This window comes from Streptomyces sp. NPDC006476 (assembly GCF_040612015.1).
In the GTDB taxonomy this organism is placed as follows: Bacteria; Actinomycetota; Actinomycetes; order Streptomycetales; family Streptomycetaceae; genus Streptomyces; species Streptomyces griseorubiginosus_B.
The window spans coordinates 92,371-112,925 of the sequence record NZ_JBEXPK010000013.1 but is presented as its reverse complement, the minus strand read 5'-3'; the positions used below and the strand labels follow the sequence as shown (position 1 = coordinate 112,925).

19 protein-coding genes and 1 pseudogene are annotated in these 20,555 nt (G+C 70.7%); 14 read left to right on the top strand and 6 right to left on the bottom strand.

Annotated elements, in window-relative coordinates:
• Positions 1-33: 33 nt before the first annotated feature.
• Positions 34-735, bottom strand: coding sequence for a response regulator transcription factor (locus tag ABZZ74_RS16870; protein WP_356765484.1), 702 nt, complete (start codon positions 733-735; stop codon positions 34-36).
• 277 nt (positions 736-1,012) lie between these two features.
• Here ABZZ74_RS16870 and ABZZ74_RS16865 point away from each other — a divergent pair, with 277 nt between their 5' ends.
• The 14 genes and pseudogenes from ABZZ74_RS16865 (at position 1,013) to ABZZ74_RS16800 (ending at position 15,193) form a co-directional block, all read left to right on the top strand.
• Complete coding sequence (locus tag ABZZ74_RS16865) at positions 1,013-1,489, top strand: SRPBCC family protein (RefSeq protein ID WP_356765482.1); 477 nt, start codon at positions 1,013-1,015, stop codon at positions 1,487-1,489.
• 192 nt (positions 1,490-1,681) lie between these two features.
• Positions 1,682-2,818 (top strand): acyl-CoA dehydrogenase family protein, encoded by a 1,137-nt coding sequence (locus ABZZ74_RS16860; protein ID WP_356765480.1) that lies wholly within the window; start codon positions 1,682-1,684, stop codon positions 2,816-2,818.
• A gap of 86 nt (positions 2,819-2,904) precedes the next feature.
• The gene (locus ABZZ74_RS16855) at positions 2,905-3,993 is read left to right on the top strand and encodes an SDR family oxidoreductase (protein WP_356765478.1); all 1,089 of its coding nucleotides are present in this window, start codon (positions 2,905-2,907) and stop codon (positions 3,991-3,993) included.
• The gene (locus tag ABZZ74_RS16850; RefSeq protein ID WP_356765476.1) at positions 3,990-5,252 is read left to right on the top strand and encodes an aminotransferase class III-fold pyridoxal phosphate-dependent enzyme; all 1,263 of its coding nucleotides are present in this window, start codon (positions 3,990-3,992) and stop codon (positions 5,250-5,252) included. Before ABZZ74_RS16855 ends, ABZZ74_RS16850 begins: the two co-directional genes overlap by 4 nt.
• Before the next feature lies 1 nt (position 5,253).
• Entirely contained in the window at positions 5,254-5,751 is a 498-nt protein-coding gene (locus ABZZ74_RS16845) for an SRPBCC family protein (RefSeq protein ID WP_356765474.1), read from the top strand.
• Complete coding sequence (locus tag ABZZ74_RS16840) at positions 5,748-6,299, top strand: flavin reductase family protein (protein WP_356765472.1); 552 nt, start codon at positions 5,748-5,750, stop codon at positions 6,297-6,299. The genes ABZZ74_RS16845 and ABZZ74_RS16840 overlap by 4 nt, the downstream gene beginning before the upstream one ends.
• Positions 6,300-6,344: 45 nt before the next feature.
• Positions 6,345-7,184, top strand: coding sequence for an SDR family oxidoreductase (locus tag ABZZ74_RS16835; RefSeq protein ID WP_356765470.1), 840 nt, complete (start codon positions 6,345-6,347; stop codon positions 7,182-7,184).
• Entirely contained in the window at positions 7,184-7,885 is a 702-nt protein-coding gene (locus ABZZ74_RS16830) for a sterol desaturase family protein (protein ID WP_356765468.1), read from the top strand. Before ABZZ74_RS16835 ends, ABZZ74_RS16830 begins: the two co-directional genes overlap by 1 nt.
• A gap of 174 nt (positions 7,886-8,059) precedes the next feature.
• On the top strand, positions 8,060-9,271 hold the full coding sequence (locus tag ABZZ74_RS16825; protein WP_356765466.1) for a nitric oxide synthase oxygenase: 1,212 nt from the start codon (positions 8,060-8,062) through the stop codon (positions 9,269-9,271).
• A 13-nt stretch (positions 9,272-9,284) separates the two neighbouring features.
• Positions 9,285-9,698: pseudogene (locus ABZZ74_RS16820) on the top strand (sugar phosphate nucleotidyltransferase); the annotation flags it as partial.
• Between the two features lie 149 nt (positions 9,699-9,847).
• Positions 9,848-11,275 carry a hypothetical protein gene (locus ABZZ74_RS16815; RefSeq protein WP_356765464.1) on the top strand — a complete coding sequence of 476 codons (1,428 nt, stop codon included), beginning with the start codon at positions 9,848-9,850 and terminating at the stop codon, positions 11,273-11,275.
• A 68-nt stretch (positions 11,276-11,343) separates the two neighbouring features.
• A complete protein-coding gene (locus ABZZ74_RS16810) occupies positions 11,344-12,213 on the top strand; it encodes a DUF5134 domain-containing protein (RefSeq protein ID WP_356765462.1) in 870 nt (289 codons plus the stop codon).
• Positions 12,214-12,493: 280 nt separating this feature from the next.
• Positions 12,494-12,802 (top strand): heavy-metal-associated domain-containing protein, encoded by a 309-nt coding sequence (locus ABZZ74_RS16805; protein ID WP_356765460.1) that lies wholly within the window; start codon positions 12,494-12,496, stop codon positions 12,800-12,802.
• A gap of 114 nt (positions 12,803-12,916) precedes the next feature.
• Complete coding sequence (locus tag ABZZ74_RS16800) at positions 12,917-15,193, top strand: heavy metal translocating P-type ATPase (RefSeq protein ID WP_356765458.1); 2,277 nt, start codon at positions 12,917-12,919, stop codon at positions 15,191-15,193.
• Between the two features lie 295 nt (positions 15,194-15,488).
• On the opposite strand, the gene ABZZ74_RS16795 is transcribed toward ABZZ74_RS16800, so the two are convergent.
• From ABZZ74_RS16795 to ABZZ74_RS16775, 5 genes are all read right to left on the bottom strand, one after another.
• The gene (locus ABZZ74_RS16795) at positions 15,489-16,397 is read right to left on the bottom strand and encodes a M56 family metallopeptidase (RefSeq protein ID WP_356765456.1); all 909 of its coding nucleotides are present in this window, start codon (positions 16,395-16,397) and stop codon (positions 15,489-15,491) included.
• Positions 16,394-16,639, bottom strand: a complete 246-nt coding sequence (locus ABZZ74_RS16790; RefSeq protein WP_356765454.1) for a BlaI/MecI/CopY family transcriptional regulator — start codon at positions 16,637-16,639, stop codon at positions 16,394-16,396. Before ABZZ74_RS16790 ends, ABZZ74_RS16795 begins: the two co-directional genes overlap by 4 nt.
• A gap of 387 nt (positions 16,640-17,026) precedes the next feature.
• Positions 17,027-17,773 (bottom strand): DUF5995 family protein, encoded by a 747-nt coding sequence (locus ABZZ74_RS16785; RefSeq protein WP_356765452.1) that lies wholly within the window; start codon positions 17,771-17,773, stop codon positions 17,027-17,029.
• A 218-nt stretch (positions 17,774-17,991) separates the two neighbouring features.
• Entirely contained in the window at positions 17,992-18,831 is an 840-nt protein-coding gene (locus ABZZ74_RS16780) for a hypothetical protein (RefSeq protein WP_356765450.1), read from the bottom strand.
• A gap of 108 nt (positions 18,832-18,939) precedes the next feature.
• Positions 18,940-20,367 carry an ROK family protein gene (locus ABZZ74_RS16775; protein WP_356765448.1) on the bottom strand — a complete coding sequence of 476 codons (1,428 nt, stop codon included), beginning with the start codon at positions 20,365-20,367 and terminating at the stop codon, positions 18,940-18,942.
• Positions 20,368-20,555 lie beyond the last annotated feature (188 nt).

Sequence of the window (20,555 nt, the reverse complement as noted above, 5' to 3'; positions counted from 1 at the left end):
CCCTTTCTTACGTGGCTTGCTGCCCGGGCGCTGTCAGGTGGTCGACGGGGAACCGAGGCGGAATCCCACGCCGCGCTGCGTCTCGATCCAGTCGTATGATCCGAGTTTCCGGCGCAATGTGCCTATGTGGACGTCGAGGGTGCGTGTCGAGCCGAACCAGTTCTCGTCCCACACACGGGAGATGATGTCCTCCCGGGTATGCAAGGTGTCCGGTTCCTCCACCAGCATGGCGAGCAACTCGAACTCCTTGCGGGTGAGTTGGACGGGCTTGCCGCTCAGAGTGACGCTGCGACTGCGCAGGTCGAGGCTGAGCGGTCCCACGTTGATGACGTCCCGGCGCTCGGCGGTGCACGAGGCATGGTCGTGCGAGCCGACGCCACAGCGGCAGGTCCGGCGCAGGACCGCCTCCATGCGCGCCCGCAGCTCGTGCACGGAGTACGGCTTGACGACGTAGTCGTCGGCCCCGGCCTGCAACCCCAGAACCTTGTCGATCTCGTCGGCGCGGGCGGTGAGCACGATGACCGGTACGGCGGAGCGGGAGCGTATGCGCTTGCAGACCTCGACACCGTCCAGGTCCGGCAGGCCGAGGTCGAGAAGGATCAGCTCGCAGCCCTCCAGTTTGGTCAGCGCCTCGGCCGCCGTGGGCGCTGTCAGGATGTCATGCCCGAATTGGCGCATCGCCGCGGTCAGGGCGTCGGCGACATGTTCGTCATCTTCGACCAGCAGAACACGCATGATCCCCCCGGACCATTCTGATCAAGTTGCATATTCAAACGCCTACTTCAAGTCTAACCAAGTCCTAAGCAGACTCGTAGTGCAATGGAGTTGCACATCTCTTGAACACCGCCTGGCAATGGACTGCAGTTGGGTTCAGTAACGTCATGGCTGATCCCTGCGCGCACCCGCAGGTCGGCAGGTCTCCCTCACCGCAGGCCACGTGACGCCGCAGGCGAACCCGCCCCCTCGGGCCCGGTCCCGACGAGCGCTTACAGCCGGCATCGAAAGGAGCGTCGTGCGCGAGGCGACCCTGGTGGGCAGCATCGAGATCGCTGCCGATCCGACCACGGTGTACGGCATTCTCACTGACCTTGGCCGCTGGGAGCGGTTCGTCGTCGAGACCCGCGTTCCGGCCCGCGCCGCACAGATTCGTCTCTCCCCCGGCATGACCTTCCGGGCCTGGAACCGCAACGGCCTGTGGCGGTGGCGTACGACCACCACCGTGCTGGAAGCCGTGCCGTACGACCGGCTGGTGTTCCGCGTCTCCTGCCTCGGCGAGCCGGTCTCGGTGTGGCGCTACGACATCGTCCCGACGGCCCGGGGAAGCCGGGTCACCGAGAGCACCCGCGACCTGCGCGGCACGGCCATGGCGCTGCTCTGCATGATCACCACCGGCGTGCTGGACCGGGCCGAGCACAGCCGGCGCAACATCGAACTCACCCTGGCCGCGCTGAAGGCCGAGGCGGAAGCCGAGCAGCCGAAGTTCTCCTGACAAGTTCAAGCGATGTGCAGTTCCCCTGCCTGATCCATGTCGCAGCTCTTAAGCACCTCTGCCGGCCACCTGAAGGCCTCTTGCAACACCGCTTCCTAGGTTTGGGGGCAGCCAGCGGGACAGGGCCTCGGCCGGTTCCGCCCGCTCCAGACATTCCGGCGATCTTCCCTCGACGACGTAAGGCTCGCGGAAATGCACTTTCTGGAACACGAACGCGCCACTCTCACCGACCTCCTCCCGGGCCTGGACGAAGCCTTGGCCGCCGCCCCGCTGTCGAGCTGGGAGACACCCGGCAACCCGGGACTCGACCACTTCCGCACCGCGGGCGGTCCGGGCCTTCTGGTGCCCGCCGTACACGGCGGCAAGGGCGCCGACCTGCTCACCGCGGTACGCGTCCAGCGCGCGGTGGGTACTCGCTCGCCGTCCCTGGCGGTGGCCACCACCATGCACCACTTCTCCGTCGCCTCCCTGGTGGAGACCGCCGCGCAGAGCAGCGGGATGGAGTGGATGCTGCTGGCCGCCATCGCCAAGGACAACCTCCTCCTGGCCTCCGGGTTCGCCGAGGGGCGCACGGGGCAGGGCATCCTCAACCCCGCGATCAGCGCCCGTGTGGACGGCGACAAGGTCTGGCTGACCGGCTCGAAGAAGCCCTGCAGTCTTGCCTGGTCCATGGACCTGCTCACCGCATCCTTCCCCTTCCCCGACGAGGACGGCACACCGCGCCTGGCCGTCGCCGTCGTCCCGGCGAAGACACCGGGTCTGTCCGTGCGGCCGTTCTGGAAGAGCCCCGTGTTGGCGGGCGCGGAAAGCGACGAGGTCGTCCTGGAGGACGTGGAGGTTCCCGGCGATCTGCTGGTCCGTACCGACGTGGGAGCCGACGGCGGGCTCGACCGCCTCAACACGGTTGGATTCCTCTGGTTCGAAGCACTCATGACGGCCAGTTACCTCGGTGCGGCCTCGGCCCTGGTGGAACGGGTCCTGGTCAAGCCCGGCGTGCCGGCCGTGGCCGGCGCCCAGGCCGTCACAGCGGTCGAGTCCGCGGCCCTCATGCTGCGCGGACTGGCCGCCCGGGCGAGCGACGGGCCGATCGACGACGAGATCCTCGCCCAGGCGCTGGTGTGCCGGTACGCGACACAGGACCTCATCGTCCGGGTCCTGGACGTGTGCGTCGAGGCTCTCGGCGGCATGGCCTTCGTCTCCGGCGACGACATCGCCTACCTCCACTCGGCCTGCCGCGCCCTGGCCTTCCATCCACCCTCTCGGTCCCGGATGCACGAGACGCTGGCCGGCTACTTCGGCGCCGGCGAACCCTTGCGCATACCCGCCTGACCACCTCTTTCCGACAGCGGGCCCTGACCGGCCGCTGCCTCCTGCGGCGCTGCCGTCCCCGCCCACGACACCGCGAGGTACAGCAAGTGACTTCTTCCACCCCTCCCACCGTCCTGCTCACCGGAGCCTCGGGCGTGGTCGGCAGCGCCCTGCTCGCCGAACTCCCCTCCTTCTGCGAGGTCATCGCCCTGATCCACCGCTGCGCGTGCCCCGCAGCCGCGCAGCAGATCTGCGGCGACCTCACCGCGCCCCGCCTGGGCCTGGACCGCGCGACGTACACCGATCTCGCCCGCCGCGTGGACGTCGTCGTGCACTGCGCTGCGGTCACCGACTTCACCCAGGGGCCGGAGGCCACACATGCCCTGAACGAGGCCGGGACGCGTGCGGTCGTCGAGTTCGCGGCCGACGCCGGCGCCGTCCTCCACCATGTGTCGACCGCGTTCGTGGCCCGCCACGAGCTGACCCGCTCGCGAATGGGGCGCGACGTGGGCGAAGCAGGGGCCCGGCCGGAGGACTACCTGGACTCCAAACGCGCCGCCGAGGAGGTCGTACGTGCCTCCGGCGTCCCGGCGGTCATCGTCCGGCCCTCCATCGTCATCGGCGACTCCCGCACCGGGCAGATCGCCGCCTTCCAGGGCTTGCACAACATCCTGCTCATGCTGCTGCGCGGCCTGATGCCGCTGGTTCCGCTCCCCGGCACCTCGCTGATCGACTTCGTGCCGCAGGACGTCGTGGCCCGCGCGATCGCGGCGCTGATCGCCGCCGACCGCCGCGACGGCGAGGTGTGGGTCACCGCCGGCCGGGAGGCCCTGCGCACCGAACAGGTCCTCCAGGTCGTCTCCGGTGTCTGCACCGAACTGGGCCTGAGCACCCTGATACCGCGGATCGTCGGCGCCGACATGGTCGACCGCCTGATCCGGCCGGTGTTCCTGGCCGGAGGGCTCCCCAAGCGGGCACTGCGCCGCTTCGACGACATGCTCGCCATGACCGCGCTGTTCGCCGATGCGCCCACCTTCCCGACCTCGCTCGGCGAACTGCCCGGCGATCCGCCGCCGTTGACCGGTGAGGAGCTGGAGGCGGCACTGCGCCAGACGCTTCTGCATCTCGCACGGGTCAAGAAGCTGGGCGACGCGCCCGCCGTCACGCGGCCCCTGGCCGCCGGAGTGCCCGCATGACCGCGCCGACCGTCTCCCCCGCCGCGGCACAACCCTCCGCGTCCGACATCCTCGCCGCCTGCCGCAAGCACCTCGGCCGGGGCCGGGCACGTCTCGCCTCCCTGACCGGCGGGGCGATGGAGGTCACCTCCTACGGTTCCCGCGTCTTCGGAGCCGACGGCAAGGAGTACGTGGACTGCGGCGGCTACGGCGTCTTCCTGCTCGGCCACTGCCACCCCCGTGTCGTCGAGGCGGTGGTCGACCAGGTGACCCGCCACCCGCTGGCGACCCGTCTGCTGTTGGAGCCGGTGGCCGTCCAGGCCGCGTCGGCACTGGCGGAGGTGACGCCGCCCGGCCTGGACCACGTCCACTTCGTCAACTCCGGTGCCGAGGCCACGGAGACGGCCGTCAAGCTGGCCCGGGCCCACGGCAGGCACCGGCTGATCTCCACCATCGGCGGCTACCACGGCAAGACCACCGGGGCGCTGGCGCTGACGGCCAAGGAGCTGTACCAGGCGCCGTTCCGCCCCCTGCTGGATTCCGAGCACGTCCCGTACGGCGACACGGAGGCGCTGGCCACCGCCCTCGCCGACGGACCGCCCGCCTGCGTGGTCGTCGAGCCCGTACAGGGCGAAGGGGGAGTCGTCCTGCCGCCGCCCGGCTACCTCCGCGACGTGCAGCAACTGTGCGCCGGGCATGGGGCGTTCTTCGTTCTCGACGAGATCCAGACCGGCCTCGGCAGGCTCGGCAGCTGGTGGGGCGCGGACGAGGACGGCCTGCGGCCGGACGTCCTGCTGGTGGGCAAGAACCTCAGCGGCGGAGTCATCCCCGTGGCGGCGGCCGTCGCCACCGCCGAGGCCTACGCCCCGTTCGACCGCGACCCGTACCTGCACACCTCCACCTTCGCCGGAGCGCCCGTCGCCATGGCCGCCGCGCAGGCGGCCGTCCGGACCATCGCGGACGAGGGTCTGGTGCACCGGGCCCGGCTGCTGGGCGAGGACCTGCTCCTCCTGCTGCGGGACGTGCTCGCGCCGCTGGGCGACGCGGTCCGCGAGGTACGCGGCCGGGGCCTGCTGCTCGGCATCGAGATGCGCGACGAGCAGCTCGCCGGCGAGCTCGTGCTGCACCTGCTGGAGGCCGGCCTGCTGGTCAACCACTCCCTCAACGCCCACCGGGTCGTACGGCTGACTCCGCCCGCCGTGCTCACGCCCTCCGACCTGGACTGGATCTCGGCCGCCTTCACCACCGCGGTCACCGCTCTGACGAAGGGACTGCACTGACATGCCCGAAGTGACCCTCGACGTCCGCATACCCGACCTCAACCCCCTGGCCGTCTTCGAGCGACTGCGCGACTTCGGCGCCTACCCCAAGTTCACCGACGCCATCCGCGAGGTGCGGGTCGTCGAGATCGACCACTGCACCGTCGACTCCCACTGGCAGGCCAACTTCCGCAACGGCGTCCTGTGCTGGTCCGAACGCGACACGATCGACCCCGCCGCCCTCAGCATCGAGTTCACCCAGCTCGACGGCGACTTCGAGCGCTTCGAGGGCGGCTGGTACGTGTCGGAGGACTCCCCCGGCACCACGGCCCGCTTCACCGCCGTCTTCGACCTCGGCATCCCCACCCTCGCCTCGCTCATCGACCCCATCGCCGCCCGGACGCTCCTCGACACGATGGGCCTGATCGCCCGGGGGCTGTTCGGCCCGCACGTCCTGCTGGACGAGCCGGAGACGGTACCGGCCGGCGCCGGCGCCCCCGACGGGGGCCGACGGCCGTGACCAGCGCCCCCAGCTACCCCCTGATCCATGTGGCCGAGGCCGAACGGCCCGCGGACGCCCCGCCCTTGACCCAGCGGACGACCGACCGGACGTGCCGCGAGGTCTTCGCCCACCTGCCGGCCGCGGTGAGCGTCATCACCACCGACGGTGCCCACGGGCCGGCCGGAATGACGGCGAGCGCCGTCTGCTCCCTGTCCGTGGATCCGCCGCTGATCCTGGTCTGCATCGCCAACCGCAGCCGCACCCTCGAGTACATCCTCAGTCACGGGACCTTCGCCGTGAACGTGCTGCGCGAGGACCAGGCCGATGTCGCCAGGGCGTTCGCCGACCCCGGCACCGGCCAGCACAACCGCTTCGCCGCCGCACCGTCGCGCCGCGAGTCCGGGGCCCTCCTTCTGGAGGAATCCGCGGCCTGGCTCGCCTGCGACGTCCAGGACACCTATCCCGGTGGCGACCACACGATCGTCACCGGCCGGATCCGCTCTCTCGGCGCTTCCCGCATCCGCCCCCTGCTCTGGCACGGACGCCGCTTCCGCGCCCTGTCCTGACCACTGCCGTATCCGCCCCCTCGTCCTACCTCCCCGGGAGGAAACATGCCCAGGAACCTCACCAACCAGGTCGTGGCCATCACCGGCGGCAGCCGAGGCATCGGCCGGGCCACCGCCGAGATGTTCATCGCCAAGGGCGCGAAGGTCGCCATCGGCGCCCGCACCATCGAGTACGCGGCCAAGGTGGCCGGCGAGATCGGCGCACACGCCTACCCGCTGGACGTCACCGATCCGACGTCGGTCAAGCAGTTCTGGAAGACCGTCGAAGCCGAACTCGGCCCGGTCGACATCCTCGTCAACAACGCCGGCGAAATGATCGTCAGCCGGCTGGAGCACGAGAGCGACGAGGCGACCCTGCACCAGATCGAGGTCAACCTGCTCGGCACCATCAACGGCATGAAGACGGCGATGGGCCCGATGCGCGAACGGGGCCACGGGCACATCATCAACATGGTCTCCGCCGTCGGCATGGTCGGCCTGCCCGGCTGCGCCACCTACTCCGCCGCCAAGCACGGTGTGGTGGGCCTCTCCGAGGCGGCCCGCGCCGAACTGCGCGGCTCCGGCGTGGACCTGTCGATCATCCTGCCCATCCCTGCCCGGACCGAGCTGACCTCCGGCGTCGGCAAGGGCCGCTTCGTACCGCTGCTCACCCCGCAGGACATCGCCGCCGCGGTCCTGCGCACCGCGCGCCGCCCCCGCTACAACGTCTACGTCCCCGGCTGGACCAACCCCGTCACCCGCTCGCTCTATCTGCTTCCCCAGCCCTGGCGGGACGCCATGGGCCGCTTCCTCAAGGCCGACCAGTTGCTGCGCACCACCGACTTCCAGGCCCGCACCTCCTACGAGGCCCGCCTGGGCCACACGCTGCCGAGGGAGGCCGCCTGATGGCCACGCCCACCAAGCGAGCGTCCCTCGTCAACAGCATCGTCAGGGGCTCCACCACCAAGGGCGCCGTCCGCCGCGGCAACGCCCCATCCGTTACCGGCATTTCCCTGGTGGACCGTCTCATCCACGTCCACCCCGTCACCACCGTCGGGATGTTCACTCCCGTCGCCGCGGCTGCCGCGGCACTCTCCGTGGGCCGAACCGGTGGCTGGGCCATGGCGGGCTGGGCGCTGGCGGGGTACGTCACCTGGACCCTGTCCGAGTACTGGGGCCACCGCATCGTCCTGCACTACGAGCCACCACGCGGCTTCGGCGCCAAGCTCCACTACGTCCTGCACGGCGTTCACCACGACTACCCGCAGGACATGCGCCGTTCCATCCTCAGCCCGCTGCTGAGCATCCCCATGGTCGCGGCGACCTTCTACGTCTCCAGCGGGCTGCTGGACGTTCCGCCGGTCTTCGGCGCCGGCTACGTCGTCGGCTACCTGGCCTACGACCTGTTCCATCTCTACCTTCACCACGGCAAGCCCAAGAACCGCCTGCTGCGCACCCTGCGGGAGTACCACATGCGCCACCACTTCCGCGACGACTCCCGCGGCTTCGGCATCAGCGCCCCGTACTGGGACGAGCTGTTCGGCACCTCCATCGCCCGTACGCCCAAGGCCGGGCGGACGGCGGGCGCGTCATCCGGCGGCGCCTGACCGTCCGCCCTCCCAAGCCGCGTGGGCGCCGTCGCCACCACCGGGGCCACGACCCGTCGTCGATGCCCCGGCCCCGGTGGCCGGCGCGGGCGCCCACGCGCCGCGGACGGTCACCGGCCGCACGTCCCGCCCCAGCCGTCACGGGCCGCGCCGCCCCCTCACGAGGACCAGGCCATGAACTCATCCGACACCCTCGCAGCACCCATCGCCTCCGCCCCGGACACCCACACCCCCCTTCCTGTCCCGTCCACGCCGCCGAGCCAGACGGATCTCACCGAGGCACTGGACTTCGTACGCCAGCACCACAGCGAACACCCGAATCAGACAGTCCCCCTTCACACGCGCCTGCGGCAGGTCCAGCGGCAGATCGACGAGACCGGCGCCTACCGCCACACCACCGAAGAGCTCACCTTCGGCGCACGTGTGGCCTGGCGCAACAGCAGCCGCTGCATCGGCCGCCTGTACTGGAACAGCCTGCAGGTCCTGGACCGGCGGGAGGCGACCACGCCCGAGGAGATCCACGAACACCTGATCACCCACCTGCGCCGCGCCACCAACGGCGGGCGCATCCGCCCCACCATCTCCGTCTTCGCCCCCGACACCCCCGACCGCCCCGGTCCTCGCGTGTGGAACGACCAGCTCATCCGGTACGCCGGATACCGCCGGCCTGACGGCGGCGTCGTCGGCGACGCCGCCTACACGGACTTCACCGACCTGGTCCAGCGCATGGGCTGGAACGGCCCCGGAGGCCCCTTCGACGTCCTGCCCCTGGTCATCGCCACCCACGACACCAAGCCGCAGCTCTTCGACCTTCCCGCCGACGCCGTCCTCGAAGTCCCCCTCCGCCATCCGGACCACCCCTGGTTCGCCGAACTCGACCTGCGCTGGCACGCATTGCCCGCCATCTCCAACATGCGCCTGCGCATCGGCGGCATCGACTACCCTCTCGCCCCCTTCAACGGCTGGTACATGGGCACCGAGATCGGCGCCCGCAACCTCGTCGACGAAGACCGCTACAACCTGCTCGCCCTCGTCGCGGCCCGCCTCGGCCTCGACACGAGCGACGAAGCCACCCTGTGGCGCGACCGCGCCCTGGTCGAACTGAACGTCGCCGTCCTGCACTCCTTCACCGAGGCAGGCGTGCGCATCAGCGACCATCACACCGAATCCCGCCGCTTCCTGACCCATCTGGAGAAAGAGGAGCGGGCGGGCCGGACGGTCCCGGCCGACTGGACCTGGATCGTCCCACCCGTCTCAGGCGGCATCACACCGGTCTTCCACCGCTACTACGACGAAACCGACCAGAACCCCAACTTCCATCTCGACGACGACGCCCGGGCCCGGGGCAGGGGCCGCTGCCCCTTCGGCCACGACCGGCAATCTTGAGGGGCAGGCGGCAATGACCAGCCGGAGGGCGGGCGTTCCCGCCGCCGGCCTGGGACCCCGTCTCCTTCCGCTGACGAAGGCGATGCCGAAGCAGATGCTGCCGATCGGCGGAAGACCCGTGATCGAGCACACCGTGCGCGAGCTCGTAGCCTCCGGCATCACGGACATCACCGTCGTGGGCGCGGGCCGCGGCAAGGACCTGATCCGGGATCACTTCCGGCCCGACCCCGCCCTCATCGCCCGGCTGCGGGCGGTAAGCCGATGGTCGTCCTGTGGCCGGACGACGTCTTCGTCGCCGAGGTGCCGCGCGCACGGCAACGACGCTCCCTCGGCCTACGCGGCCATCGGCGGATACGTCGTCACCCCCGGCATCATCGAGGAACTGCGCGCCCAGACCGAGCGCTGGTACCCGCGGCGGACCGGCGAGCCCCCCCCCGACCGGCCAAACCTCCGAATTGACGCCCCAGTCGACGACTTCGACTCAGAAGCATCCGCGAATCCCTGAGTAAGTATACCCCTAGGGGGTATAAGTGGAGTTGGCAAGTCACGGGACTCCCCCGAAGAGAGGACAGTGGCATGGGCCGCCTCCTGACCGCGGTGTCGAGTGGCGCACTCGCGCTGTTCAGCACCTACTGGGACGACTCGCTGCATACTGACGTCGGCCGGGACACCTTCTGGAGCGCACCCCACGTACTGCTCTACGGCTCGCTCCTGGTCACCCTCGGCGCACTGGCCCTGTGGGCCTGGCCGCGCGCCCGCGAGGAGGGCGTGAAAGGGATGTTGAGGGAGCCGGTCCCGCGCTGGGCAACCGTCTCGGGCGTGTCCATAGGCATCTCGGCCCCCGCCGACACGGCATGGCACACCGCCTTCGGGCGCGACGCCGTCCTGTGGAGTCCGCCGCATCTCCTGGCGATCGTCGCGACGATCGCCCTGACCGTCACTCTGCTGCGGGCGGTCGTACTGGAGCAAAGGCGCGGATTCGCACTCGCGGCCACAGAAGCCCTGGTCCTGGGCGCGGCCTTGGTGCCGGTGATGGAGTACGACTCCGACGTGCCGCAGTTTTCGGCCGTGTGGTATCTCCCCATTGTCAGCGCCGCCGTGACGCTGGCCGTCCTGCTCATCCGCCGTTTCGATTCCCGGCCCGGGGCGTCCGTCCGCGCGGCGCTGCTGCTGACAGCCGCGCGGCTGCTGACGGTCGCCTTCCTGGCCCTCCTGGGTCGTTCCACACCCATCGTCCCACCCGTGCTCGTGGTGGCCCTCGCCGCCGACCTGGTGCGGCGATGGCGTCCGTCCGCCTGGTGGCTGACCCTCGTCGTCCCGGCGGCCGTGCACGCGATCTACGTCCCCCTGTTGCCGGTGTTGCCGCACGGCACGGCCGTCCCCGCGGGGCAGATCGCGCCGTCGCTCCTGCTCGGCGTCGGCGGCTCCGCCCTGATCGTCCTGGTCGCCGAAGGGGTGCCGCGCGGCTGGCACCGCGGGGTCCGGGCGGCGACGGTGGGCGTCGCCGTCCTGCTCGCCCTTCCCCTGCTGGCCCCGACCCGAGCCATCGCCCACGATCCCGGGCAGGGCACCAACGTGGGCGAGGCACGGTGGAGCACCTTCGTCAGGGAGCACGAGGTCGACGTCACCCTCTCCTCCGACGAACCAGGGCTGCGCCCCACCGGCCTGGTCGCCCGGCGGGCCGGAGAAGAGGTCACGGGACGGCTCACCGCCGACTCCACCGGCACCGCACACGGTACGGTCCGGCTGCACGCCGACGGCCGCTGGTTCCTGTACGCGACCTTCAGGGACGCCCGCAACCGGTTGGCGGAGAGCTGGGTCGCGGTGGAGCAGGGTTCCGCGCGGGCGCGCACGGCGACGCGTCCCGTGTACGTGCCGCCGACGCAGACGTACGGAGCGGCACGGACAGCGGCGACCGTGACGCTGTACGGAATGGCCGCGGCGCTTCTCGTCGGCGTCGCCCGGTCCGGTCGCAAACCCAGAACGGTACCCCCGGCCGGCTGAACACCTTCGACACTCCGTTCGTACTAAGGGCCATAGCAGTTGAAGGCCCGCAGTTGATCGGGAAGGTGATGATGGGAAGTCTGGCTCTGAGTTGGTCCATCGCGGCAGTCGCCGCCCTCGTGGCCGCGGTCAGCGCCGTCCGGGTGGTGACCACCAGAGGCGAGACCCGGTTCGCGGCGGGAGGTGAACTGGCCATGGGCCTGTGCATGGCCCTCATGGCCCTGCCTGCGACGGTCGCCTGGTACGCGGGCCACGGCATGTGGTGGGTGGTGGTGTTCACATTGCTGGGGCTCGGCGGTGTGGCGCTGGCGGTCAAGCACACCCGTACGTGCGGGTGGAAGCACGGCCGCCACTGGGTGCATCTCGTCGCCGGAAGCTTCGGCATGGTGATCATGACGCTTGCCATGACGCCCACGTCGTCCGGCCCGGTGCTGGCTCTGGGCTCCTCGATGGCGGACATGCCCGGGATGGAGAACATGCCGGGCATGCAGGACGCCGCCGCGAGCACCAGCACCTCGGGCACGGAGGGGATGCAGGGCATGGCGGGCATGGAGAACATGCCGGGGATGAACATGCCCGGCATGGACTCCGCCGCCGTGTCAGCCTCGTCGTCGACACCCTTGTGGCGCTGGGTGATCGTGATGCTCGCCGTGTACTTCGCCCTGATGATCGGCGCGTCCGTCTGGGCCCGGGTACGGGGCATCGACAAGAACCTCGCCGCCGGCCGGACCTGGAGCCGCTGGCTGCTCGCCGTACCGGACACGCTTCTCGTCTTCCTCGCGTCACTCACACTCTCGGTGTGGGACAAGGCCCGCACGGGCGAGGGCACCGCTCACGGCCGCCGCCGGAAAGTCGGCGCCGCCCCGCAGGCCGCCCTGGCGGCCCATGTCGGCATGGGCGCGACCATGTCCGGGATGCTGCTGATGATGGCGACCTGAGGACGGACGCACCGACTTCAAGCGACCGGCCGACGCTCGCGATGGACGCCACGGACTCCCCGACGTCGGCGGACAGCGGCGACAGCGGGTCGACGTTGCAGCGCGCATGCATAGCGTCACTAAGGATCTTAGTGGGGAGGACTCGGCGTGAACGGCTCCATGCGGGCGGAGACGGAGGATGGCGATATACCCCTAGGGGGTATACAGTTGCCGTGTCGGGAGGACGGGAACGCCGTCCTCCCACACACCGATCCCACGCGTTCACACCGAGGATGAAGCCATGACCGATCAGACGATCTCCACCTCCGGCTCCTGCTGCGGCGGCTCGTCCTGTGGCTCCGGCAGCACGCCCGACGTCCACGACATCCAGGCCCCCGGCGTCACCACCGTCTACCAGGTGTCCGGCATGACCTGCGGTCACTGCGAGGGCGCCGTCTCCAAGGAGATCTCCGCCCTGGACGGCGTGACCGCGGTCCAGGCCGTCGCCAAGTCCGGCCAGGTGACCGTCACCTCCGCCGCCCCGCTCGACGAGTCGGCCGTCCGCGCCGCCGTCGACGAGGCCGGCTACGAACTCGTCGGCCGGGCCTGACGGCCCCTCGGGGCGCCCTGCCCCGGGGCACGACACGCATTCCCTCCCCGTGCCGGGACGCATCGCTCCGCTGATACGGACGCCGTGCGTCCCGGCCTCCCCCTGGAGATACGCATGACCAGCACGGCTCCCGAGAAGACGCAGTCCCCCACAGCATCCGTACCCGCCTCCGAAGTCGAGCTCTCCATCGGCGGGATGACGTGCGCCTCGTGCGCGGCCCGCATCGAGAAGAAGCTCAACCGCATGGACGGCGTCACCGCCACGGTCAACTTCGCCACCGAGAAGGCGAAGGTCTCCTACCCGGAAGGCGTCGAGGTCGCCGACCTCATCGCGACCGTCGAGAAGACCGGCTACACCGCCGAGGAGCCCCCACCTCCGGCCACCGAGAAGCCGGGGGTCACCGAGGCCGAGGCCAGGCCGGACGGCGAACTGCTCTCCCTGCGCCAGCGCCTGTACGTCTCCGTTGCGCTCGCCGCGCCCGTGGTGCTGATGGCGATGGTCCCGGCCCTGCAGTTCGACAACTGGCAGTGGCTGTCGCTGACCCTGGCCGCCCCGGTCGTGGTGTGGGGAGCCCTTCCGTTCCACAAGGCGGCCTTCACCAACGCCCGGCACGGCGCCGCGACCATGGACACCCTGGTGTCCGTCGGCACCCTGGCCGCGTTCGGCTGGTCGCTGTGGGCACTGTTCTTCGGGATGGCCGGAATGACGGGCATGCGGCACGGATTCGACCTCACCGTCTCCCGCACCGACGGCTCCTCCAGCATCTACCTGGAGGCCGCAGCCGGTGTGACCGCGTTCATCCTCGCCGGCCGGTACCTGGAGGCGAAGTCCAAGCGCAAGGCGGGCGCGGCCCTGCGTGCGCTCATGGAGCTGGGCGCCAAGGACGTGGCCGTGCTGCGCGGTGGCAAGGAGATACGCATTCCCGTCGGCCAGTTGGCGGTCGGCGACCGGTTCGTCGTACGCCCCGGCGAGAAGATCGCCACCGACGGAACCGTCGTCGAGGGCGCCTCCGCGGTGGACGCCTCCATGCTCACCGGGGAGTCCTTGCCGGTCGACGTCGCCGTCGGCGACCCGGTCACCGGCGCCACCGTGAATGCCGGAGGGCGACTCGTCGTCGAGGCCACCCGCGTCGGCGCCGGCACCCAACTCGCCCGGATGGCGAAGCTCGTCGAGGACGCGCAGAACGGCAAGGCGGCCGTGCAGCGCCTCGCCGACCGCATCTCCGCCGTCTTCGTCCCCATCGTCATCCTCCTCGCCCTCGGCACCCTGCTGACCTGGATCCTCGTCACCGGCGAGACAACCGCCGCCTTCACCGCCGCAGTCGCGGTCTTGATCATCGCCTGCCCCTGCGCCCTGGGCCTGGCCACCCCGACCGCACTCATGGTCGGCACCGGCCGCGGCGCCCAACTCGGCATCCTCATCAAGGGCCCCGAGGTCCTGGAATCGACCCGCCGCGTCGACACCGTCGTCCTGGACAAGACCGGCACCGTGACCACCGGCCGGATGACCCTGCAGGACGTCCACGTCGCCAAGGGAGCGGACAGGGAGGAACTGCTCCGCCTCGCGGGTGCGTTGGAGCACTCCTCCGAGCACCCGATCGCCCAGGCCATCGCCACAGGGGCGATCGAGCGGGCCGGCAGCCTGCCGGTCCCGGAGAACTTCGAGAACGTCGCCGGACTCGGCGTCCAGGGCGTCGTCGACGGACACGCGGTCCTGGTCGGACGCGAAAAGCTGCTCAAGGAGTGGGCCATCGAACTGCCCCGCGAACTCGCCCAGGCGAAGGCCGCGGCGGAGGCGGAGGGCCGTACCGCGGTCGCGGTGGCCTTCGACGGCGAGGCCCGCGGTGTGCTCACCGTGGCCGACGCCATCAAGGAGACCAGCGCGGAAGCCGTCGCCCAACTGCGCCGGCTGGGCCTCGAGCCCGTTCTGCTGACCGGCGACAACCAGCTCGTCGCCGAGTCGGTCGCCCGCGCGGTCGGCATCGACCAGGTGATCGCCGAGGTCCTGCCCCAGGACAAGGTGGACGTCGTGAGGCGCCTGCAGGCAGAGGGCCGTTCGGTCGCGATGGTCGGCGACGGTGTCAACGACGCGGCCGCCCTGGCAACCGCTGACCTGGGCCTGGCGATGGGCACCGGCACAGACGCGGCGATCGAGGCCGGCGACCTGACCCTCGTCCGCGGCGACCTGCGCGTGGCCGCGGACGCCATCCGCCTGTCCCGCAAGACCCTGGCCACCATCAAGGGCAACCTCTTCTGGGCCTTCGGTTACAACGTCGCCGCGATCCCCCTGGCCGCCCTCGGCATGCTCAACCCGATGATCGCCGGAGCCGCGATGGCGTTCTCGTCGGTATTCGTAGTCACCAACAGCCTGCGGCTGCGCGCCTTCAAGTAGGCCTCGGCTAAACCCTGTTGGCACAGGCGCCCGGATCACGACCGGGCGCCTCGCTGTGTTCCACCCGTGGACAACGGTTCCGACGGAGCGCGACGTGTCATGCAATCCGCCATGCAACTAGTCTGCTTAGTAATTAAAGAGTAGGGTGACTACGACACCTCATGGAACTCCGGAAGCCCCCGCTCGTTGCGCTGGCTCCCCGGCGTCTTTCAGGAAGGCGGTCGGGGGTTCCCGGCGAGGTGATCCTGCTGCGCGAGAGCGCAATTGAGGGATGTGCGGGCCCTGGTCAGGTGAGTCAGGGCCCGCATGCCAGCAGCAGGGGCAGCAAGGGAGCCACGATCGTGGCCGCCAGGATGCCCAGCCACGTCGCACGGTTCGGCCTGGGCTGCGGCGTGAGAATACGGCGCAGCCGGATGAGGGCGCCCGATCCGCCGGCCCCCAGGGCCCCATGAGGTGCCCGCCCCGCCGCGACCTCGTACATGGCGCTGGCCAGCGCATCCCTCGAGTGGTACCGCAGGGCACGGTCGTCGGCGATCATTTCCAACAGCAGGTGCGTCTGCTCCTTGGCGTGCTGGGCCAGCGGAAGACCCCGAAAGGCACGGGAAAAGGCGTCGACCAGGACCTTCGGCACATGGTGCCGCCCGGCGATATGAGCCCGTTCGTGTTCGAGCACGGCGCGCAGCTGGACTTCGGAGAGGGTGTCCAGCGCACCGCTGGTGACCACCACACGGGAGCGGCGGCCCGGCAGGCAGTACACGGCCGGAATCTCGTATTCCACGATCGTGGCACCGTACTTCGGGGATTGCCTGCCGACGAGAGCGAGCATGTCCAACTGACGCCAGCGGGCACGCCGGGCCCGCCAGGCGCAGCGGACGAGCCAGCCCACCGGCAGCAGGAGGACAGCCACAGGAGCGGCGAGCACCAGCACGTCACCGAGGCTGGGCGGTCCGTCACTCGTGGGCGCGTCGGCGGCCAGGCCGCACGCGGTGAGCAGTCCGACCAGCCCGTCGTGCACGTGCTGCTCGGTGAGCGCCAGGTGGTAGACAGCCAGGGCGGTGGCGACGACGAACGTGGCCATGAGCGCCTGCCAGGCCAGAACCGCGGCGGTCGGCGCATGATGAGTCCATTGCGCCCGCGTCAGCAGGGGTGGCGCCACGGCGCCCACCAGCACCGCGTATCCGGCCAGCGCCACGGCTGTGATCATGCCCCACTCCGCCTGTTCGCCCTTCGGAGAGCCGAGCGTAGCGCCTGCGTCTCATCCGGCGTCATCTCTTCCAGGAAACCGACCAGGGTCCCGGCCGGGTCCGGAGCGCTGCCCAGCGCCTCGTGCATCAGGGACGCCGTGTACTGCCGGCGAGTGCAGGTGGGCGTGTACACCCAGGCCCGGCCTTCCTTGTGCCAGAGACGGTCCATGATCTCCGCCTTCAGCTCACCCCGTTGACGCACGACCGCTCCCTTCGCTTCCGGAGCGCGAGGCCTCCGGTACCGGCGCGCGTTTCATCGTAGACGGCGAGGTCCGGGCTCTCTGCGCGGTCGTGGGGAGAGGAGGCGTCCGGCATCGAGCACGAGAGGGCTCCTGCGACCCCGATCACCAAGCATCGTGGGCAGAACACCCGGAGCGAATAGGTCAAGCACGGCAGAGCCCCCGTCCCTCGGAGCGGAGAGCGGGGGGCTGTCGCTGGGGCCGTCAGCGGGCGAACAGGCCGGCGACGCCGGTCGCTACGCCCGCGAGGCCGGTCCCCCGCGCCGGCCGCGTACAGGTCTGACGCCCGAAAGAGCGGGGAGGACCGCACGGACGGAGCCGCGGGGTACGGATCGGCGTGAAGGCGCCTCTCAACCGGCCGAAGCGTGCTCCATGGCCTGGTCGAGGTGCGTGATCACGGCCGGTACGTCATCGCTTTCGGTGTGCCGGATCAGCTCCAGAACCGGCCGAACCAGACCACCTGGCCGCGCGATCAGCCGTGCCAGCACGGCCGCCCGGATGTCGAGCCGTTCGATGGTGGCCTCACGCTCCTGATCGCTCTGGCCGGCCAGCAGTACGGCGCTGTACCACGCCTCCTCGCGCGACTGGCGGATGCTGAAGTCGAGGATCCGCTCGTCGGTGCGGCCTCCGACCTTGTCCAGCAACGACATGAAGGGCGACAGGGCGTCGACCGAGTCCTGCACGGCCAGCACCACCCGCCCGAGGATGTCGTTGATCAGCAGGAAGTCGTGTCGCAGCGCGTGGATGTCCTGGCCGGGGCTGGTGCGCGCGGCGGCGACGGCCAGGTCGAGGTTGATGTGTGCGTTCACGCCGAGTATCAGGTGCTGGACGATGATGGTGTCGTCGTCCTTGAGCAGCCCGAACGCCTCGCGCCAGCAGCGCGGACCGCTCTGGTCCCGGCGCCAGGCGTCGTACGCCTCGAAGTAGCGGTTGCCGAAGTGCGTGTCGAAGCGGTCCATGCGGGCGCCGTCCTCGAACTGCCCGGCCTGGATGGCTGAACGGACCTCAACGGTCACCTGCCGGTACAGCGCCGCGAAGTACCCGATCCGGTCACCGGCGCGGCCGGCGTCCCGCACGATGTCGGCAAGTCCGTTCACGACATCATCGATATTCTCCGCCCCCATGCTCAACCCCCGTCTGCTGTCCCCTGGTTCGGCAAACCTGTCGTACCACGACACACCCCGGTGGGCCCCTGCCCTGCAGGCAACGAGACGAGAACTCTTGGGCTGCGAAGGGCCGTTCACTCGCAGGACTTCGCTGGGGCGGCTCGTCGGAATGCAGAAGCGCGTGTGCCGGAGTCGCATCACCGACACCGTCAGGGCTGTTCGGCGTACCAGGTCAGGTCGTCAGCCATGGTGGGCAGATACCTGTTGCGGTCCGCCAGGAGAACCGGATCCCGGTCGTCGAGGTTCGCGTCGAGCACTCGGTGGGCGGCCCGGCGCCACCGCTCGAAGGTCTCCGGGGACGCGGTCGCGAGCCGGTGGACGTCGGTCACCCGCAGCCGACCGCCCACGCCAGCGGGCCGTACCCGGCGCAGTGCGTCACTCGACAGCAGGTCCAGCGCCTGGCTCAGCGGCACCTGGTCGCAGCGGGGCAGCTCCTGTTCGGCGCAGGCCGCGTAGAGGGCCAGGGCCACGAGGACGACGGTCATGTGCGCGTCGAGGGCGTTGCCGCCCGCGGGCGGGTACAGCCACTCGTAGACGTCTCCGTCGGTCGGCACCGCCCAGACGCACAGTCGCCGTGCCCAGTGGAGGCAGTCGGTGAGCGGTGCGATGCCGGTCGTGGTCACCACCCGGCCCTCCCAGCGCAGTTGACGCTCGGGGGCGTCGGGCGGGGGCGGGTACAGGGTCCGGTCCTCGGTGATCCGCGGCAGCATGTCGATCCTGACCGCCGCGCCCGGAAATCGGCCCTCCGCGCCCTGCGCCCCCAGGTGGAGCAGTTGCCGTACCCCACAGGCGGCCACCTCGGGGTCGGTCCATTCGTGGCCCGCTGCGCACTCCAGGTACGCCTCGCGCCCGCGAGCCACGAGGATCAGCCCCGTAGTGCGACCGCAACGGGGGCAGTACAGCGGCTCCTCCAGTACGTCGTCGATCAGATCCCCGTATTTGGCCACGACGATCTCCCCGCTGACCGACACGCGGACCAGTCCCTGCACGTCACGTCCCTTCGAGCGGACCGCTGGACCACTGTCCTACCCGAGCGGTGAGCGAATATCCGCTCCCGCGCTGTCGGCAACCCCTGGGAGGCAGGGCCGGGCCCGGGGTCACCCCGGTGCACCGTCCTGTCGTACCCGCGCGACCAGGCTTGTCGGGCGGGTACGCAGGACGACCTCGACGGAGGAGAGGGCGAAGCGGACAGCGCCGGTCAGGACGCCGTCGTCGCCGAGGGCGGACAGCTGCCAGTGCGGCGGGTCGACCAGCAGCGTGTGTGCGTGCCGGCGGGCGGCCGTCAGCAGGATGTCGGCGGCGGCAGCGGTCTCGGGGGTGGGGAACTGGCTGGTGCCGATGACGACCAGGGCCGGGTCGAGGGCGAGGAGCACCGGGGCGATGCCTTCGGCGAGCCGTCGGCCGTACGACTCGACGGCGTTGACGGCGTCCGCCTCTCCGGCCGCGGCGGCCGTGACGACGGCGGCGGGCAGTGGTTCCAGCCCGGGGGTGTCCGGTGAGCCGAGGGAGTCGGAGGTGTCGGGCGGGCCCGGGAAGCGGATGAAGCCGATCTCTCCGGCTGCCCCGTGGTGACCTCGCAGCAGTCGGCCGCCGGTGATGACTCCGGCGCCGAGGCGTTCGCCGAGCAGCACGAACACCATCTCGTCGACCATCGCGCCGATGGACTCGCGGGTCAGGTCGGCCGGCGGTTCCTCTTCCTGCCGGCGCGTCGAGGAGTCCGCGGGTCGCTCGGCCGCCGTCGTGGGCCGACGCCCTCCGGGCGGTGACTCGACGGCCGGTCGTTCGCCTGCGCCCTCTTCCTCGACCCGCACGGCGGGCGAGGTCCGGCCGACTCCTCGCCACTGCTCTCCGAGGGCGGCGAGGTTGGCGTCGTTCTCCACGGCGACCGGGCAGTGCAGGTGGTCGCGGAGGATGCCGACGATGTCGGTGTCGGCCCAGGTGGGGAGGTTGTCGGCCTGGCGGACGCGGGCGTTGGCGCGGTCGACGAGGCCGGGGGTGCCGACGGTGGCGGCCCAGACCCGGGCCGTGTCGGCGCCGGCCTCGGCCATGGCTTCGTCGATCACTTCCGTGACCGCGCGGGCCCGGGCCGCGCCGGTGAGTTCGGCGCGGACCCTCCGGCGCCGCACCGCGACGGGTTCGCCGTCGAGGTCGGCCAGGCAGACGGTGAGGGATCGGGGACGGACGTCGACGCCGACGACGAACCCGGCGTGCGCCCGGAAGCGGAAACGGCGGGCCGGGCGGCCGGGCGAGCGCTGACCGCGGGCGGACAGGGCGGGTGCGACCTCGATCAGTCCGCAGTCGGCGAGTTCCTCGGTGATCACCTCGACCGTGGGGCGGGAGAGGTTGGTGGCCCCGGCCAGTTCGGACAGGCGCGGGTGCGGGTCCGCCGAACGGACGACGGCGAGTACGGCCGCAGCGTTGGTCGCCCGCAGATCCGCCACCGCGACCACGGCCGGTGCGCTCGGTGCCCCCGGCTGCGCTGCTCCGCTCAGCGGCCAGACGGCCTCCGGGTCCGATTGCGCCACTGCCACCTCCTCATACCTCGTGACGTCTTGACGCCCCACGGCGCCATGCCGATTATAAAACACAACTGCTTTATTAAAAGCCTTGTGCAGTGCTCGACCCTGCGCAGCTTCCGCCTTCCCACGGCCTTCGCCCCGGACCGGCCCCACCCGGCGCCCCGGCAACCCTCTCCGCCGTTCCAGGAGACACC

What these genes read in the sequence shown, in the direction of transcription:
- ABZZ74_RS16870 (WP_356765484.1), bottom strand. Translation starts at nt 735, where the DNA reads ATGCGTGTTCTGCTGGTCGAAGATGACGAACATGTCGCCGACGCCCTG.
- ABZZ74_RS16860 (WP_356765480.1), top strand. Translation starts at nt 1,682, where the DNA reads ATGCACTTTCTGGAACACGAACGCGCCACTCTCACCGACCTCCTCCCG.
- ABZZ74_RS16850 (WP_356765476.1), top strand. Translation starts at nt 3,990, where the DNA reads ATGACCGCGCCGACCGTCTCCCCCGCCGCGGCACAACCCTCCGCGTCC.
- ABZZ74_RS16845 (WP_356765474.1), top strand. Translation starts at nt 5,254, where the DNA reads ATGCCCGAAGTGACCCTCGACGTCCGCATACCCGACCTCAACCCCCTG.
- ABZZ74_RS16835 (WP_356765470.1), top strand. Translation starts at nt 6,345, where the DNA reads ATGCCCAGGAACCTCACCAACCAGGTCGTGGCCATCACCGGCGGCAGC.
- ABZZ74_RS16830 (WP_356765468.1), top strand. Translation starts at nt 7,184, where the DNA reads ATGGCCACGCCCACCAAGCGAGCGTCCCTCGTCAACAGCATCGTCAGG.
- ABZZ74_RS16825 (WP_356765466.1), top strand. Translation starts at nt 8,060, where the DNA reads ATGAACTCATCCGACACCCTCGCAGCACCCATCGCCTCCGCCCCGGAC.
- ABZZ74_RS16815 (WP_356765464.1), top strand. Translation starts at nt 9,848, where the DNA reads ATGGGCCGCCTCCTGACCGCGGTGTCGAGTGGCGCACTCGCGCTGTTC.
- ABZZ74_RS16810 (WP_356765462.1), top strand. Translation starts at nt 11,344, where the DNA reads ATGATGGGAAGTCTGGCTCTGAGTTGGTCCATCGCGGCAGTCGCCGCC.
- ABZZ74_RS16805 (WP_356765460.1), top strand. Translation starts at nt 12,494, where the DNA reads ATGACCGATCAGACGATCTCCACCTCCGGCTCCTGCTGCGGCGGCTCG.
- ABZZ74_RS16800 (WP_356765458.1), top strand. Translation starts at nt 12,917, where the DNA reads ATGACCAGCACGGCTCCCGAGAAGACGCAGTCCCCCACAGCATCCGTA.
- ABZZ74_RS16795 (WP_356765456.1), bottom strand. Translation starts at nt 16,397, where the DNA reads ATGATCACAGCCGTGGCGCTGGCCGGATACGCGGTGCTGGTGGGCGCC.